Source organism: Phreatobacter sp., assembly GCF_016793595.1.
GTDB lineage: Bacteria > Pseudomonadota > Alphaproteobacteria > Rhizobiales > Phreatobacteraceae > Phreatobacter.
This window is the reverse complement of record NZ_JAEULY010000006.1, coordinates 1-15776: the sequence shown is the minus strand read 5'-3', so window position 1 is coordinate 15776 and position 15776 is coordinate 1. Positions and strand designations below refer to the sequence as shown.

At 68.9% G+C, this 15776-nt stretch carries 15 protein-coding genes; 4 read left to right on the top strand and 11 right to left on the bottom strand.

All coding sequences use genetic code 11. The annotated features are described in order from the left end of the window. Positions 1-30: 30 nt before the first annotated feature. From JNK84_RS10260 to JNK84_RS10240, 5 genes are read right to left on the bottom strand one after another with little or no spacing between them, the layout of a single operon-like run. Positions 31-723, bottom strand: coding sequence for a DUF3306 domain-containing protein (locus JNK84_RS10260; RefSeq protein ID WP_293423724.1), 693 nt, complete (start codon positions 721-723; stop codon positions 31-33). Then, on the bottom strand, positions 720-1238 hold the full coding sequence (locus tag JNK84_RS10255; RefSeq protein WP_293423722.1) for a DUF3305 domain-containing protein: 519 nt from the start codon (positions 1236-1238) through the stop codon (positions 720-722). Before JNK84_RS10255 ends, JNK84_RS10260 begins: the two co-directional genes overlap by 4 nt. Positions 1239-1249: 11 nt before the next feature. After that, entirely contained in the window at positions 1250-2290 is a 1041-nt protein-coding gene (locus JNK84_RS10250; RefSeq protein ID WP_293423720.1) for a DUF6352 family protein, read from the bottom strand. Then, positions 2287-2835, bottom strand: coding sequence for a DUF6505 family protein (locus JNK84_RS10245; protein ID WP_293423718.1), 549 nt, complete (start codon positions 2833-2835; stop codon positions 2287-2289). Before JNK84_RS10245 ends, JNK84_RS10250 begins: the two co-directional genes overlap by 4 nt. A gap of 2 nt (positions 2836-2837) precedes the next feature. After that, positions 2838-3587, bottom strand: a complete 750-nt coding sequence (locus JNK84_RS10240; RefSeq protein WP_293423716.1) for a biotin/lipoate--protein ligase family protein — start codon at positions 3585-3587, stop codon at positions 2838-2840. Positions 3588-3695: 108 nt separating this feature from the next. Here JNK84_RS10240 and JNK84_RS10235 point away from each other — a divergent pair, with 108 nt between their 5' ends. Further along, positions 3696-5735: a 4Fe-4S binding protein gene (locus JNK84_RS10235; protein WP_293423714.1), complete on the top strand. Its 2040-nt coding sequence runs from the start codon at positions 3696-3698 to the stop codon at positions 5733-5735. A 17-nt stretch (positions 5736-5752) separates the two neighbouring features. Here JNK84_RS10235 and JNK84_RS10230 read toward each other — a convergent pair whose 3' ends face one another. Then, positions 5753-7030: a c-type cytochrome gene (locus JNK84_RS10230; protein ID WP_293423712.1), complete on the bottom strand. Its 1278-nt coding sequence runs from the start codon at positions 7028-7030 to the stop codon at positions 5753-5755. Between the two features lie 175 nt (positions 7031-7205). Between JNK84_RS10230 and JNK84_RS10225 the strand changes: the two genes are divergently transcribed. After that, positions 7206-7403 (top strand): hypothetical protein, encoded by a 198-nt coding sequence (locus JNK84_RS10225; RefSeq protein WP_293423710.1) that lies wholly within the window; start codon positions 7206-7208, stop codon positions 7401-7403. A gap of 352 nt (positions 7404-7755) precedes the next feature. Next, entirely contained in the window at positions 7756-8697 is a 942-nt protein-coding gene (locus tag JNK84_RS10220) for a DUF6282 family protein (RefSeq protein WP_293423708.1), read from the top strand. A gap of 24 nt (positions 8698-8721) precedes the next feature. On the opposite strand, the gene JNK84_RS10215 is transcribed toward JNK84_RS10220, so the two are convergent. The 5 genes from JNK84_RS10215 to JNK84_RS10195 all read right to left on the bottom strand — a co-directional run bounded on the left by JNK84_RS10215 (position 8722) and on the right by JNK84_RS10195 (position 13186). Continuing rightward, a complete protein-coding gene (locus tag JNK84_RS10215; protein WP_293423706.1) occupies positions 8722-9705 on the bottom strand; it encodes a Bug family tripartite tricarboxylate transporter substrate binding protein in 984 nt (327 codons plus the stop codon). 88 nt (positions 9706-9793) lie between these two features. Then, positions 9794-10597 (bottom strand): DNA-binding transcriptional regulator, encoded by an 804-nt coding sequence (locus JNK84_RS10210; RefSeq protein WP_293423704.1) that lies wholly within the window; start codon positions 10595-10597, stop codon positions 9794-9796. Positions 10598-10675: 78 nt separating this feature from the next. Then, entirely contained in the window at positions 10676-11659 is a 984-nt protein-coding gene (locus tag JNK84_RS10205) for an NAD(P)H-quinone oxidoreductase (RefSeq protein WP_293423702.1), read from the bottom strand. Between the two features lie 28 nt (positions 11660-11687). After that, entirely contained in the window at positions 11688-12320 is a 633-nt protein-coding gene (locus JNK84_RS10200) for a fumarate hydratase C-terminal domain-containing protein (protein WP_293423700.1), read from the bottom strand. After that, positions 12317-13186 carry a fumarate hydratase gene (locus JNK84_RS10195; RefSeq protein ID WP_293423698.1) on the bottom strand — a complete coding sequence of 290 codons (870 nt, stop codon included), beginning with the start codon at positions 13184-13186 and terminating at the stop codon, positions 12317-12319. The genes JNK84_RS10200 and JNK84_RS10195 overlap by 4 nt, the downstream gene beginning before the upstream one ends. 409 nt (positions 13187-13595) lie before the next feature. Here JNK84_RS10195 and JNK84_RS10190 point away from each other — a divergent pair. Then, positions 13596-15776, top strand: a 2181-nt coding sequence (locus JNK84_RS10190) for a beta strand repeat-containing protein (protein WP_293423696.1), incomplete at its 3' end; no start/stop codon positions are given.

The following is a 15776-nucleotide window of genomic DNA, read 5'->3' as shown; positions in this document are numbered from 1 at the left end:
CCGCGGATACAAGGCGGAACTATCGTCGATCTATCCCGGCAGGGCGCCGCCGTGACGGCGGCCCGCAGGCCGTAACTCCTTCATATTTCTATCGCTACTGTGCATCGCAGCATCGGCTTGCGTGCCGCTGCCCTGCCACGGAAGGCTCGCAGGATGCGAGGTTGTCAAAACCGGCGCCACGCCGCCTTCCGGCACGTCGGCGCGGGCGTCTTCTGACTGCTGCGGTGCAATGTCGTCCGGCCGGGCCTCGTCGTTGCCTTGCGACAAATTGTCATGACGCTCCGGAGCGGCCGCCGCCTCTTTTGCTCCGCCCTGGCCGAGAGCGCGGTCGAACATTTCGGCGACCTCGCGAATCGCGTCGGACGACGTCTCCAGCGGACCGAAGCCGGGGGCCCCGCCGGGGGTATTGTAGTCGTAGGCGTAGTCGAGGGCGGGGCTGACATAGTCGCGGATCGCCGGGTCAAGCAGCCACATGCGCTGGAGGGCGGCATTGCGAACGGATGCCGGCACCCAGGGCTGCATGAACGCGGTCAGTCTCTGCCCGGGCACGAGGTCCTCGACACGCGGCAGTTCGGCAATGAGTTCGTCGAGGGTCTTGCCCTCCGGCAGCGCCGGTTCCGGCGGCGTTGCGTCGCCAGCGGCGGGAGCCGGCTTCACCCCGGCATCCGGCTCGCGCTTCAGCCGCGACCAGCGGGACAGGAAGCCTTCGCCGCGGCTGCTCATGTCCGCCGCCCGGGTGCCTGTCGTGCGGGATGGCCGATGCCGTAGTCGGGCTCGGCATTCGGATCCTTGCGGTCGCGCTTGCGCTTGAAGAAGGCCTGCTCGACGTGATGGGTATCGACGAAGGCCTGCAGCTCCACCGCGATCTCGTTCGGCATGGGCAGGGCCTCCACCTTGTCGTCGACCGCATCGACGAAGGCCTCGCCCTCGTAGGGGTCGACGGTGGCGCCCGCGACATACCAGCTCCCCTCGGCATTCTCGCGCAGCGCTACCCAGACGGCCGGGCGGCCGGAGACGAGATTGTCGCGGTAGTGGGCGGTCTCGCCGGAATGGAAGGTCAGCTCGGCCGGCCCGAGGTACCAGCGCTCGGCCGCCTCCTCGGCCGCGATCCGCGTGCCGGGTTCGACGGCGGGCAGGCCGGGCAGGACCGCTTCGGGCACCCACTCGAAATCCACCCAGGGATTGCTCAGCTTGCGCTTCAGCGCGACCACCCCGACCGTCATGAACCGTACCGGCATGAGCGCCTCCTTCAGGCGGCGCGCCGGCCCGCCAGGGGCAGGCCGACGATGAGGTTCTGCGGCTTGACGCGCAGGATCATGTCCTCGGTCAGCGCCATGATCAGATAGACCGGCTTTCCGGCTACTTTCGGGTCCATCGCGCCGGGATCGCGGAAATCGAGCCGGAACAGGCCGCAGATGCGGCTCTGCTCGGCGGGATCGATCGCCTCGCCGCGCCACAGCCGGTTGCCGATGGCGGTCGCCTCGGCGTCGAGGCCGACGAACCAGCGCCAGTCGGCGTCCTCGATCCGCTCCACCGCGGCGATGGCCGTCTCGACCCCGAGCATATGGGCGATCCAGGTCTCAAGCGCGCGGCAGAGCGCCTCGCGTGATCGTGGATCGCCACCGAGATTGAGCGCCATGGAGAAGGCGTCGGAGCGCGACCAGTAGGAGGCGGCCGTCGCGTCGGTCATCACCTCGATCTCGCCCATCGCGTCGGTGCCCATCATCGCGGCGAGCGGCGAGGTGCTGAGCAGGGCATTCCGCTCGGCTTCGAATTCCTCGACGAGTTCGAGATCGGCGAGCAGCAGCGAACCCTCCTTCAGCGAGCCCTTCTGCGGGCGGAACAGCAGCTCGGCCGCGCGCAGCACGAAGGGGTCTTCGCAGCCATCCAGCGCATTGCGCATGACGAGGTGGACGAGCTGGTTGAGGAACAGCGGCGGCACGCCGCGCGCCCCGTCGCGGACGATGGCGAGATAGGCCGCCTCGACATTCGGATGGGCGAGAAGCCGGTCGCGGAAGCCGATCATGAACTGCCAGTTCTCGCGGGCATCCTCGTCCTTGATCGCGGCGATCATGGCCGCGGTCACGGGCCTGCGCGGCTCCTTCATCAGCAGCGCGTGAAGCTCGCATTCGGCTGCGCAGGCCTCGTCCGGCGGCACCAGTTCGGGGCGGGCGAGATAGGCCAGCAGCATCTCGTCGGTGACGGCGAGCCCGCCGCCATCGACGCGACGGGTCATGTGATGACCCGACGAGACCCAGAACTCGGTGACGGTGCGTGTGTCCGTGCTCATCGGCGTGTCGTCATCATGTCGATCAGGTCGATCCGCTCGTCCGGCGCATCATCCTCCACCACCTCGTGGAAGGTGAAGGCGCGCGCCTGGGCGTGCAGGCTGTCGGCGCCGGCCGCCCGCTCGCGTGGCTTCAGCGTGCGGTACTGCTCGCGAATTTCCCCGCCCTCGAAGGTGCGATGCATGGCGACCAGCGTGCCCTCGTCGTGGTCGGCGAGAGAGGCCGCGAAAGCGAGCTCCTCGGTCGCGGCGGCGCGTGCCGCGTCGATGTCCGGAGCGCCGAGCCGGTCGATCAGCTGGCGGGCGAGGGCGTCGACCGCCGCCTCGTGCTCGCCCGGGCGCATCGGCTGGGCAACCACCAGTGTCGAGAAGCCGAGCGAGGCGATGCCGGCAAAGCCCGACCGGAAGGCCGCGCGCTCCTTGCCGGCGAGCGCATCGACATCGCGCCCCCAGAACAGGAACGAGCCGGTGACGGCCCATTCGCCGGGTTCGGCCGCGACCGGAAAGACGAAAGTGTCGGACGGATCGAGTCGGATCGTGCGCAGCATCATCACAGCTTCGGCCCCCCGCTCTCGCGGTCGAGCCAGGCGGCGGCCTTCAGCCCGTCGACCAGCGACAGGCGTCGCTCATGGTCGCCGACCGCAGGGCGCACGATCAGGTCCCCGGCCGGCGACAAAGACAGAGTGTCGCCCGGGCGATCCTTGCCGAGCCGGTTGAGGTAGTCCGTGACGACCGGCGCGAAGCCAAGGTGCTGCCAGCTGTCGACCGCGCGCAGGAAGAAGCGCGCAAAACTCTCGATCAGCATGGCGGGGCCGCCGCCCTCGAAGCCCTCCTCGTCGAGCGCTGCGGCGGTGGGCGCCTGCCCTGGCTCCACCACCCCGGCGAAGGAGACGCGCACGGTCGCGGCGAAGACCAGCCAGTCGGGTGTCTCGTCCTCGCCGCAGCGCTTCGGCCAGCCGAGCCGGCCGCCGCCGACAAGGCCGCCGTCGAAGCGGATCGTATCCGGGTAGGCGATGGTGACCGGCCGTTCGGGCGGGCACAGGGACGCGATGGCGTCGGCGGTCGCGCTCATGCCCATGAACAATGTCTTGCGCGCTTCGGCGAGCGGGGCCTCCGGCTCCAGAATCACCGCGAACTCGGCGACGTCGAAGCGCCGCACCCAGACGAGCGTGCCGGCGCCCTCGTCCGCCGCCGTCCGGCAGGCATGGGCGAAGGCGTCGCCGGACTCGCGCAGCGCCACGGCCCGGAAACCGGGCGGAAGGTCGAGGGAAGTCGGCGTGCGCAGCGTGACGAGTGCCATGGCGAGCTTGTCGTTGCGGGCGCGGCGGCAGCCCGGTCTGGTTCTTTCGACTGTTTCCAATATATGAAGATGCGGCGCGCCGGAAAGGTCCGCGGTTCGGAGATGGCGATGACGGCAGGCACCACGTTCCTCTGCTCCTGCGAGGAAACCATGCCGCTGCATGGCGAACGGGTCGCCAAGACCTGCCGTACCAAGGTGCGCACCGCCGACCAGCTGTGCCGGAAGGAGCTGGATTTCTTCAAGGCGGTGCTGGCGCAGGAGGGCGACGTCACGGTCGCCTGCACGCAGGAAGCCCCGCTCTTCACCGAGGTCGCCGAAGACCTCGGCTATGCCGGGCGGCTTACCTTCGCCAATGTCCGCGAGCAGGCAGGCTGGTCGGCCGAGGCCGCGCAGGCCGGTCCGAAGACCGCGGCGCTGCTCGCCGCTGCCGCTGAGGAAATGCCGCCGATCCATGCGGTGACCCTCGAATCGAAGGGCGTTGCCCTGATCTATGGCCGCGACGAGGTGGCCATCGATGTCGCGCGCCGGCTGGCCGCGTCGCTGGACGTGACTGTCCTCCTGTCGCGACCCGGTGAGGTGACGCCACCGAGCGCCACCGATTTCCCGGTGGTCAAGGGCACGATATCGGCCGCGCGAGGCCATCTCGGCGCCTTTGCCCTCGATGTCGATGACTATGCGCTGCCCGCGCCGTCCTCGCGCCGGCACTATCTCTGGCAGGCGCCGCGCAACGGTGCGTCCTCGACCTCGGATATCGTCATCGACCTGTCGGGTGGCGTGCCGCTGTTTCCCGCCCCGGAATTGCGGCCGGGCTACCTGCGCGCCGACCCCCGCGATGCTGCGGCGGTCGAGCGTCTGATCGGCGAGGCCGGGGGGCTCACCGGCACGTTCGACAAGCCCCGCTACATCACCTTCACCGCCGATCTCTGCGCCCATTCCCGTTCCAAGATCACCGGCTGCACGCGCTGCCTGGACCTCTGCCCGACCGGCGCGATTGCGCCGGATGGCGACCATGTGGCGATCGATCCCGCGATCTGCGCCGGCTGCGGCCAATGCGCCGCCGCCTGCCCCACGGGCGCGGCGGCCTACGCCCTTCCGCCCGTCGATGCGCTGCTTCGCCGCCTCCGCGCCCTCCTGACGACCTATGCCGCCGCGGGCGGTGTCGGGGGCGTCGTTCTGCTCCATGACGGCGAGCATGGCACGGCGCTGATCGATGCTCTCGCACGCTTCGGGGCCGGCCTGCCGGCCCATGTGCTGCCGTTGCAGGTGAACGAGATCACGCAGGCCGGACCGGAAGTCTTCGCCAGCGCCATGGCCTATGGCGCGGCGGGCGTCGCGGTGCTCGGCCGGGCAAAGCCGCGCCACGATCTGCTCGGCCTGTCGCGCACGCTGGACACGGTGCGCACCATCGTCTCGGCGCTCGGCTATGGCGACGATATCGTGCGGCTCATCGAGGCCGACGATCCCGACGCGCTCGCCGGCGAACTCGCGCGGCCGTTCGCGGGCAGGGCGGGCGCAAAGCCGTCCACCTTCCTGCCCATGGGCACCAAGCGCGGCCTGCTTGAATTCGCCTTCCGCGAACTGCATGCAGCGGCGCCCGCGCCCGTTGACCGGATCGCGCTGGACAAGGGAGCGCCCTTCGGCAAGGCCGACGTCAACGCCGAGGCCTGCACCCTTTGCCTCGCCTGCGTTTCGGCATGCCCGACGGCGGCGCTTTCGGACAATCCCGACCAGCCGATGCTGCGCTTCACCGAGAGCCTCTGCGTCCAGTGCGGCCTGTGCGAGCAGACCTGCCCGGAGGACGCCATCGCCCTCGTCCCGCAGCTCGACTTCGTCGCGTGGCGCGAGCCGAAGCGGGTCGTGAAAGAGGAGGAGCCGTTCCATTGCACCTCCTGTGGCAAGCCCTTCGGCACGCGCTCGACCATCGAGCGCATCGCGGCCAAGCTGGAAGGGCACTGGATGTTTTCCGGCGCCAATGCCGCGCGTCGCGAGGCGCTGTTCATGTGCGAGGACTGCCGCATCGAGCGGGTCGTGAACGAGAGCTTCGACCCCTATGGCGCGCCCGCGCGCCCGCAGGTGCGCACCGCGGATGACTACTCTCCGAAGCCCTCGTCTCCCGCCCCTAGACCGGGCAAGGACGGCCTGAACTAGGCGGCACGCGGCGGTGGTTACTCCGCGCCGGTTGCCCGCGCGATGTAATCGACCAGCGCCCTGAGGTCGTCAGGGTCGGTGACGCGCTGCTCCGGCATCTTCGTGCCGGGCGTGTAGGCGTTGGGGCCGATCTCGAACAGTTTGGCTATGGTGTCCCGGCCCCAGACGATGTCCATGCCGCGCAACGCCGGTGAATAGTCATAGCCGGCGGCGCTGCCGATCCGGCGTCCGATCACGCCATGAAGCGTTGGTCCGGCGCGGTTGCCGCCATCGGGATCGAGCGTGTGGCAGGCCGAGCAGGCACGGAACACCTCCGCGCCCGGATGATCGGCAAGACGCGCGAGCGCCTCGGACGGACGCTCCATGACCACTGCCCCGAGATGCTCGCCCGTGGAGGCGCGCCAGCGACGCACGAGCCGGTCGCCGCCGCCCGTCACGAGGTCGTCCGTGCCGGGGCGGAAGGCCAGAGACCAGACGGGCAGGCCGGGGCCGACCAACGTCCGTTCGATCCGGCCCGAAGCTCGGTCGACGAGCGCGACCGTGCCGCCGATACCCGCCGCGGCAATTCGCCGCCCGTCGGGCGACAGCGCGAGGCCTACCACTGGTGTCTCCGATGCCGCGACCTCGCGCGCGGCGGCGCCGTCCGGGGTGATGAACCGCAGCCGGCCATCCGCGCCGCCGGCGATGATCTCGCCGTCCGCCGCCACGACGATGCCATTGACGGGCACGCCGGTCTCGACCACCCGCCGCTGTTCGCCGTCCGCGCCGATCACGCGTACTGCGCCGTCATGGCCGCCGGTGATGAGCGATTGCCCGTCGGCCGCGAAGGCGACCGCGTTCAGCGGGCCCCGCTGGCGGATGACCGTTGGAGGCGCCTCCCCTGAAAGCGGCGTCAGGCGTGCAGTGCCGTCCCACGACGCCGAGGCGAGCAACCGGCCGTCCGGAGATACAGCCAGCCCGGCGACCGGACCCGCATGGCCTTCGGGCCGCTCTTCCGGCTCCTGCCGGCCGATGCGCCACAGCAGGATCCGTCCGTCTTCTCCGGCAGTGGCGAACCTCCCGTCGGGCAGCGCCGCGACGGCGTTGACGGAGCTTTGGTGGCCGCGCAGCACGGCTACGGCGAGACCCCGCTCGACACCCCAGAGAATGGCGGACGTGTCGAACGACCCCGACAAGGCGAGGCGGCCGTCGCCCGAGACCGCCAGCGCCCGCACGGGTCCGCCATGGCCGCGCATCTCCTGTGCAGAGGCAGCCATCGGTGTCGCGAGGAGCAGGGCGAGGAGAAGACGGAACATGCGCAGGTCCGATTTTCGGGCAGCGAGGGTCGCTGCAACGGCTGTCCCAATCAAGCGGGAAGTAGCGGCGCGGGCCTCGGAATGCCATCGGGGGAGCTCAAGGGGCTGTCTTGAACAGCACTGCGCGCGTGCTAAGTAGAAGTCAGAAGCATTCTATTTCGAGAGGGGAAGGCTCATGAAGGTCATGCTGTCTGCGTTTGCGGTAGCGATCCTGATCGCGGTCGGTGCCGGCTATCTCCTGAACACCGGCTATCAGATGACCGCCGATGCGCGCTTCGTCGGCGCCGGCGCCCAGCTTCGCCACAACGAGGCCGGCTACAACCTCGTCGGCAAGGACTGGAGCGGCCTGAACAGGCAGTCCGCCACGCACTGATCGGACGCACCGGGTAATCCCCCGGCGGCGACGCCGGATCAACCGGCCCGCAGCTCCCCTTGAGCGGCGGCCTGGACGATGCGCTGCGGGCGAGTGCTCAATGGCTGCCGCACGTCATCAAGGTTCTGACCGTGTCGCCGGTCCCGGAGGGAGCGCGCGGAGGCTGCGTTTCGCGCGTTGAAACAGCCCCAGATCGGCCCCGCCCTCCGGCGCGCCCTGCGATGATCGGACGGGGTCTGCGACCGCGCGGCCGGAATGCCAATGCCGCGTTTGTCGCCGAGGCGGCCGCGAAGCGTCGCTGGCGAGGCGCGCGCCATCCGGTCCCGCCCGTGACGCAGAGGAGATCAGCACCATGTCCGATACGCCCGGGCGTCAGTTCCAGAGCGGCTCGCGGGAGAGCGAGATCGCCAGCCTTCTCGTCGGCGCGGTCGACCTGCATTGCCATAGCGGGCCTGCGGCCATGCCGCGCATCCTCGACCATCACGACGCCATGATGGATTGCGCCGCCGCCAGGTTCCGGGCGCTGCTCTACAAGGACCACTTCTATCTCGGCACGGCCCACGCCATCCTGCTGGAGAAGCTGGTGCCCGATACCGGCGTGCGCCTGTTCTCCGGCATTGCCCTGAACAATGCCTCCGGCGGCTTCAATCCCCACGCGGTCGACCACGCGATCAAGCTCGGCGGCCGGATCGTCTGGATGCCGACGCTGTCGGCGAAGAACCATATCGACGTGCTCGCGGCGGGAACGGTGAAGACCTTCCCGAAGACCGCGAAGAAGATGCTCGATCCCGTGCCGCTGACGCCGGTCGGACCCGACGGGAAGCTCATCGATGCGGTGAAGCAGATTCTCGATCTGATCGCTGCCGACGACATCATCCTGGCCGGCGGCCATCTCTCGACGCCGGAACTGTTCATGGTGTTCGAGGAGGCGAAGGCGCGCGGCGTCAGGAAGCTCCTCGTCAACCACCCGACCTATCTCGTCAACAATTGCAGCGACGCCGAAATCCGCGGACTGGTCGCGCTTGGCGCCACGATGGAGCACTCGATCTGCATGTTCGTCGAGGGCAAGTCGAAGAAGTTCGAGCCCGCCGAGCTCCGGCGCGTGATCGAGGTCGCGGGCGTCGGCAAGACCATCCTCTCATCCGATCTCGGACTGGTCGGCTCGCCGCGCCCGATCGAAGGTTACCGGGAGGTCGTCGGGCATCTCATCGACCTGCAATTCTCGGAGGCCGAGATCCGCGCGCTTGTCGGCGACAATGCCGCCGCCATGCTGGATCTGGACGCGGCGGCCTGACGCTCCGCCTCGCGCCATGGCGGCCTATTGCAGCGAGATGTTCGCGGCCTTGATCACGTCTTCCCACTTGGCGATCTCGGCCGCCTGCGCCGCCCTGACCGCGTCCGGCCCGCGGCCGAGCGGGCGGACGCCGATCGGGTCGAGCTTCGCCAGCGCCTCCGGGCTCTTCACATAGGTCGAGACGATCTGGGACAGGCGCTCCACGATCGGCGCCGGCAGGCCCTTGGGACCGACCATCGCGAACCACGACGACGCGTTGACGCCCGGCAGGCCGGCCTCCTGAAGCGTCGGCACGTCGGGAATCTGCGGCGCGCGCGTGTCCGCCGTGACCGCCAGCGCACGCACCCGGCCGGCCTGGATCAGCGGCAGGTAGCCAGGCAGGAAATCAACCGCGACATTGACCTGCCCGGCGACGAGATCGTTGGCCAGCGGCGCCGAGCCGCGATAGGGCACGTGGGTCATCTGGAACCCGGCCCGGCGCTGCAGGAGTTCGCCGGCGATATGGCCCATCAGGCCGAGGCCGGGGCTGCCGAAGGTCAGCTTGCCCGGATTGGCCTTGCCGTAGGCGATCAGCTCCGCGAGCGTCCTCGCCTCGACCGAGGGATGGACCACGACGGCGACGTTGACATCGCCGATCAGGGCGATCGGGTCGAAGTCGGTCAGCGGATCATAGGCGAGATTGCGATAGAGCAGCTTGTTGGTCGCGATCGGGCCGGCCGAGGTGACGAACAGCGTGTAGCCGTCCGGCGTCGCGCGGGCGACGCCGCTCGCCGCGATATTGCCGCCAGCCCCGACCTTGTTCTCGACGATGAAACTCTGTCCCAGTTCGGTGCGCAGCTTCTCCGCCAGCAGCCGGGCGACGACATCTGTCGAGGCACCGGCGGGGAAGGGGACGACGAGGGTCACGGGGCGGGCCGGCCATTGCTGGGCGAAGGCGCTGCCCGTTCCGGCGGCGATTCCGGCGCCCACGATCGAGGCCACGCAGGCGCGGCGGGACAGGCTGGTCATGGTTCGTTTCCTCCGCCGCCGCGTCGTTCCGCGCAGCAGTCGGGCTCAGCCTAGAGGACCCCGGACGGGCTGTTCTGGCAGACCACGATCATTTCTCATCCTGAAACGCCGGGCCCAGTGATTGCGACATTTCGCGGATCTGGTTCTCGATGCGGGTTTTAGCCTTCATGAGCGGCCGGATGATCCGCGCCTTGTCGTCGGGCGTCGCGATGACCGAGCGAAAGAAGGTCACGCCGAAGGTCGCCAGCACCCGCTCGCCGAGCATCAGGGGCACGGCGATGGTCGCCGAGTTGCGCGGCTCGACATCGGGGTCGCGCTCGGCGAAGCCGCGCCGGCGCGCCTGAACCATCAGGGCCTCGCATTCCGTGTCGGTCAGCGCGCGGTTCTCGGCGATGGAGGAGGCGGCCATGGCGGCGCGCAGGATGGCGCGCTCCTCGTCCGGGCAGAACAGCAGATAGGCGCGGCCCAGCGCCCGCCCGCCGAGCGGCAGCCGGTGGCCGAGGGTCGCATGGAACGGCGAGACGGGGCTGTCGAGGATGGTGCTGAAGCGCACCACGACGGCATCGAAATCAAGCAGGCAGACGGCGCAGGGCCATTTGATCTGCCGCGTCAGCGCCGTCGCCCAGGGGCGGGCGGCCTCGATGACCAGCGGGGCGCCGTGGAAGCCTGCGCTGAGGCGCCCGACCGCCGAGGTGACCTGATAGCCGCGCATCCGGTCGTCGCGCGCGACATAGCCGGCCTCGATCAGGGTTTCGAGCAGGCGGACGATGGTTGGCTTCGGCAGGTTCAGACGGCGATGCAGCTCGCCCACCGTCGCGATGCCGCTGCGGTTGATCTCGGCGAGGAGATCCAGCGCCTTGACGACGGATCGGACGGGAGCGAACGAGGGCAAGATCTGGCCGGACCGCGAGAAAACGGGCGCCAGGCATAAGCCATTCCGCTGCCGGACGGAAGGAAGCGGCGTCGCGTCTCAGGCTCTGACTGTCAGCACGACCTTGCCGACCTGCTCGCCGGCATCCATCAGGGCATGGGCATCGCGGACGTCGCGCCAGTCGAAGACTGCGCAAATGTGGTTCTCGATCCGGCCGGTCTCGAGCAACGGCCAGACCTCGCGGACGAGTTCGGCTGCAAGCCGCGCCTTGTAGGCGGCGGTGCGGGGCCGCAGGGTCGAGCCGGTAAGGGTCAGTCGTCGGCGCACGATGTTGCGGACATTGACCTCGGCCATCTCGCCGAGGTGGCTGGCGATCAGAACGACACGGCCGTCCGGCGCGAGCAGCTGGAGCTGCTGTTCGGTATAGGGCCCGGCCTGTCCGTCGAGCACCACGTCGACCTGCTGCGCGCCGATGGCCTCGACGACCGCCGCCGGCCAGTCGCCGCGATAGCTGACCGCGTGGTCCGCGCCGATGGCGCGGCACTTGTCGAGCTTCTCCCCGGTGCCGGCTGTCGCCACGACCCGCGCCGATCGCAATTGCTTCGCCATCTGGATCGCCGCCATGCCGACGCCGCTGGTGCCGCCCTGAACCAGCAGCGTCTCGCCTTCGGCAAGGCGGCCGAGCCACATGACGTTGTTCCAGGCGGTGAAATAGGCCTCGGGCAGCGCCGCCGCCTGGACGAAGTCCGACCCTTTCGGCAGCGGCATGCACTGTCCCGCCGGCACGGCGCAGTATTCGGCATAGCCGCCGCCATTGGCCAGCGCGCAGACGGCGTCGCCGGGCTTCGGCCATGACACGTCCGGGCTGGCCGCCTCGACGATTCCCGCGACATCGAGGCCCGGCAGATCGGTGGTTCCGGGCGGCGGCGGATAGAGCCCGCGCCGCTGCTGCACGTCCGGCCGGTTGACCGCCGCCGCCGCGACGCGGATCAGTACTTCGCCCGGTCCGACCTCGGGCATGGGGCGTTCGCAGAAGGCCAGAACCTCCGGGCCGCCGGGTCGCGTGATCTCGATCGCTCTCATCGATTCTGGCCGCTCATGGATGCGCCGGTCAGCCCGACCGGACGGATTGCAGGATATCCGCCAGCCGCGCCGTGGCCGAAGCCTGCAGGCGGTCATAGACCGACTCGCCATGGGCATCGATCGCGACCGTCACCGGCCCGAGGCCGGCGAGCCGGATGCGATTGAGGCGGAACTGCATGATCAGGTCCGGCCATGCCGCCTCGACCACCTCGGTCACGCCGAGGCTGAGCAGCGCCGATGCCCCGCCGACGAACGAGAAATAGACGCAGCCGACATCGCGCATCGCTTCGACGCTGTCGCGCGACAGGCCGCCCTTGCCGCCGACGGCGGTCAGGCCGAACCGGCGGATCAGCGTCGGCATCATGCCGTTGAAGCGTGTCGATGTGGTCGGATTGACATAGTGCAACCGCCCGGGGCCCGCCGGCTCCTCGTCGTAGCAGACGCCCATGTGGAAGAAGGCGCCGCCATCCATCGGCGTCGGCATTGGCCGTCCCGCCTCGATCTCGGCCATCATGCGGCGGTGCGTCGGCATGCCGACGGTGGCCAGCGCCTCGCCGTCGAGCAGGACAAGGTCGCCGGCTCTCAGCCTTCGCGCCTCGTCCGGGCTCATCGGCAGCCTGACGCGCGGCAGGCCGGGCTCGCCTGCTGGGAGGCCGGTCATTCGATCCGCTCCACGCGGCCGGAATTGTAGATGCGCGCGCGGGTCCGCCGGTTGATCCAGCAATTGAACGAGACGGCGATGGGCGTGAAGCCGTGGCCGGCGGCATATTCGATGTGGACGCCGAACGTGGTCGTCGATCCGCCGACGCCCATCGGGCCGAATCCGGTCATGTTGACGGCACGCGTCAGCCGTTCTTCCATCGCCGCCACCATCGGCTCCGGATTGCGCTCGCCGAACGGCCTGAGCGTCGCATCCTTCGACAGCTTGGCGGCATGGTCGAAGGTGCCGCCGATGCCGACGCCGACCACCACCGGCGGGCAGTGCTGGCCGCCGGCCCTCAGCACGATCTCCATGATGCACCGCTCGATGTCCTCGATGCTCGGGCTGACGAGGATTTCGATCGCCGCCCACCGCCCGCCGCCGAGCGCCTTGGGCGCGCAGGTGATGTCGAGATAGTCCACCTCGCCGATCAGTTCCCAGGACACCAGCGGCATGTCCTTGCCGCGATAGCTGCGCTCGTTGGTCAGCGGATTGGTGACGAAGCGCAGCATCGGCGGTTCGATGGTCTGCACGAGATGGTCGAAGCCGTCGACGATCGCCTGCCGGATGTCGCCCTCGAAACGTGCGGCCGAGCCGATCTTGACGGTGTAGCTGGGAACCCCCGCGTCGGAACACAGGAACCGCCCGGTCCGTTCGGCGGTCTCGGCGCTCTCCAGCATGAAGGCGAGCGTCTGGCGCGCCTGCGGAACGGTTTCCGTCTCAACCGCGCGGCGGAGCTCCGCCTTGGACGATTCCGGAATGCGCCGCAGCGACCAATCGTAGAGATTGGCCGTCACCTCCCTGACCAGATCGTATGTGATCGCCATATGTCCGCACCCGATTGCGACGAACGCTATCACCGGGTGCGCCGAGGGCCCGCCTGGCGCCCGCCGCGTTCCATCAGGTGAAACAGGCCGTCGCGGCAGGCGGTGCGCGAGGCTCGCGCTTTGATATGCCTTTTGCGCGGAATGAGAAGACGGCGGTTGTGGCCGGTGATAACCCACATGGCGGCTGGCTGATGGCCGCAACAGACGGCGGGGCATTTTGGCCATGACGGGGCTGAATCGTGTAGCGCGGCCTTGCCTCCGGCAAATTCAAAGCCGCAAGGCCGCCGTGGAGCAGCGGTTGCGTCCCTTCCTCCATGTCCATGTGAAAAGACCCGACGGCCATCTTGACATTCGGCATGGCCGATAATTGATTGCGTGTTAACAATATTTCAACCATAGGGCGTATGTGATGGCCGCCGTTGCGTACAGGCTGAAGTCCCCCGTTGCCGCCTCTCTGGTCGCGACCGCGAGCGTCCTCGCTCTGCTCACCAACCCCGTTCTGGCGCAGTCGATCTGGCAGGGATCGACATCGGATTGGGATACGGCTGCCAACTGGTCGACGAGTACGGTTCCGGGCTCGGGAACCAACGTCGTGATCGGCAGTGGCGGCAGCGTGAGCCCCGTGATCGCCGGCGGCGTCGCGACAACCAACATCCTCAAGGTCGGCGCGACCGGCGCGGGTGCATCGCTCGGCGTTTCGTCAGGAGCGACCTTCACCCACCACTCGGCTATGCTCGGCGAACTGGCCGGCGAGACCGGCAGCACCGCGGTCAGTGGGCCTGGCACGACGTGGAACGGTCAGTACCTCTACGCTGGCTTTCGTGGCACTGGCGTATTCACGCTTTCGGGCGGAGCCACAGCCAATATCACGTCCTTCGCCCAGTTGGGCACATTCGCCGGCTCCTCGGGCACAGTGACGATCACGGGCGCGGGTACCACGTGGAACGCGACCAATGGTCACATCATCGGAGATTCGGGGCAGGGCGCGCTGAATGTCCTCAGCGGCGCCCATGCCAACGACAAGGCCAGCACTCTCGGCGACAAGGCCACCGGGAGCGGCACCGCGACCGTCGATGGTGGCGGCAGTCTCTGGAACGTCCAGCTCGGCTTCGTGGTCGGCTCCTATGGGACGGGTAGTCTCGCGGTCTCGAACGGCGGCGATGTGCAAGCCGGCTTCCTCACGATCGGCAGGTATGCCGGAAGTACCGGTTCCCTGACTGTCGACGGCGCCGGCAGTTCGCTGGCCGTCACGACGACCATGACCAATTCCACTATTGGCTGGGACGGCAGCGCCACGGTGCTCGTCTCGAACGGCGGCACTGTCGCGGCTCATGGCGCTCTGCTCGGCCGGGGTGCTGGCGGCAGCGGCACTGTGCGCGTGAGCGGCGCCGGCTCCCAGTGGACCGACGCGCTCTATCTGATCGTCGGCTATTTCGGCACTGGCACGCTGACGGTCGACAACGGCGGCTCGGTCAGCGTCAGTGCCGCGACGCAGCGCATCTTCATCGCCAATCAGGCCGGCTCGACCGGTACGATCAATATCGGTGCGGCCTCTGGTTCCGCAGCCGTGGCGGCCGGTTTTCTCAACGTGGCCGAACTGCGGTTCGGCGCGGGCACCGGCCGGATCGTCCTCAACCACACCGAGAGCAATTACGTCCTCGCGCCCGCCATCACCGGCAATGGCACGGTGCTGGTCGAGAACGGCACGACCGTGCTCGCTGGTGCGAACACCTATTCGGGCGCGACGCAAGTTCGCTCCGGAACACTGCAGCTCGGCTCCGCGACCGCTGCCGGGACAAGCGTCATCGAACTCGGCGGCGGTTCCGGCAGCCCCACCTTGCGCTTCGGTGGCAGCTATGCCGTCGCCAACGCCATGACCTTCGCCGCGGGCGGCGGCACGATCGATACCGGCGGCAATGCGGTCACCCTGTCGGGCGCGCTGGGCGGCGCTGGCGGCTTTATCAAGCGCGGTGCCGGCAGCCTCACGCTGACCGGGACGGGAACCTATGCCGGCTCCACGACAGTTGATGGCGGCCTTCTGGCGGTCAACGGCGTGATCGGCGGCTCGGGCGTCTCGGTCAATGCGGGCGGCACGCTCGGCGGCACCGGCACGATCAATGCGGCGACGGCGATCGCCGGCGGAACGCTTCAGGCGGGAAACCTGACGATCAACGGCGCGCTCAGTCTCACCTCCACGTCGATCTACACCTTCACGCCGGCCAGCCTGACGACGGTCAACGGATCGGCAACCTTGGGCGGCGCGACGCTGTCCTTTGCGCCGGGAGGCTTCCAGGCGCAGACCTATACGGTCCTGACAGCATCGGGCGGTGTCAGCGGGATGTTCACGCTCGCGGGAACGAGCGGTGCAACGGCCAGCGTCGTTTACGGGACCAATGACGTGACACTGACCGTGAACGGCTATCGCGCCGGCCACGCGCTGAGCGGATCTGGCGGCGTCAATCCGCGCAATGTCGCGGCCGGCATCGATGCGGCCCTGAACGGCGGCGCGACCCCGCCCGCCGCCTTCAACCCGATCCTCGGTCTCTACGGCGCGCCGCTTGCCGCCTCGCTGAACCGCCTCTCCGGCGAG

What these genes read in the sequence shown, in the direction of transcription:
- JNK84_RS10260 (WP_293423724.1), bottom strand. Translation starts at nt 723, where the DNA reads ATGAGCAGCCGCGGCGAAGGCTTCCTGTCCCGCTGGTCGCGGCTGAAG.
- JNK84_RS10255 (WP_293423722.1), bottom strand. Translation starts at nt 1,238, where the DNA reads ATGCCGGTACGGTTCATGACGGTCGGGGTGGTCGCGCTGAAGCGCAAG.
- JNK84_RS10250 (WP_293423720.1), bottom strand. Translation starts at nt 2,290, where the DNA reads ATGAGCACGGACACACGCACCGTCACCGAGTTCTGGGTCTCGTCGGGT.
- JNK84_RS10245 (WP_293423718.1), bottom strand. Translation starts at nt 2,835, where the DNA reads ATGCTGCGCACGATCCGACTCGATCCGTCCGACACTTTCGTCTTTCCG.
- JNK84_RS10240 (WP_293423716.1), bottom strand. Translation starts at nt 3,587, where the DNA reads ATGGCACTCGTCACGCTGCGCACGCCGACTTCCCTCGACCTTCCGCCC.
- JNK84_RS10235 (WP_293423714.1), top strand. Translation starts at nt 3,696, where the DNA reads ATGACGGCAGGCACCACGTTCCTCTGCTCCTGCGAGGAAACCATGCCG.
- JNK84_RS10230 (WP_293423712.1), bottom strand. Translation starts at nt 7,030, where the DNA reads ATGTTCCGTCTTCTCCTCGCCCTGCTCCTCGCGACACCGATGGCTGCC.
- JNK84_RS10225 (WP_293423710.1), top strand. Translation starts at nt 7,206, where the DNA reads ATGAAGGTCATGCTGTCTGCGTTTGCGGTAGCGATCCTGATCGCGGTC.
- JNK84_RS10220 (WP_293423708.1), top strand. Translation starts at nt 7,756, where the DNA reads ATGTCCGATACGCCCGGGCGTCAGTTCCAGAGCGGCTCGCGGGAGAGC.
- JNK84_RS10215 (WP_293423706.1), bottom strand. Translation starts at nt 9,705, where the DNA reads ATGACCAGCCTGTCCCGCCGCGCCTGCGTGGCCTCGATCGTGGGCGCC.
- JNK84_RS10205 (WP_293423702.1), bottom strand. Translation starts at nt 11,659, where the DNA reads ATGAGAGCGATCGAGATCACGCGACCCGGCGGCCCGGAGGTTCTGGCC.
- JNK84_RS10200 (WP_293423700.1), bottom strand. Translation starts at nt 12,320, where the DNA reads ATGACCGGCCTCCCAGCAGGCGAGCCCGGCCTGCCGCGCGTCAGGCTG.
- JNK84_RS10195 (WP_293423698.1), bottom strand. Translation starts at nt 13,186, where the DNA reads ATGGCGATCACATACGATCTGGTCAGGGAGGTGACGGCCAATCTCTAC.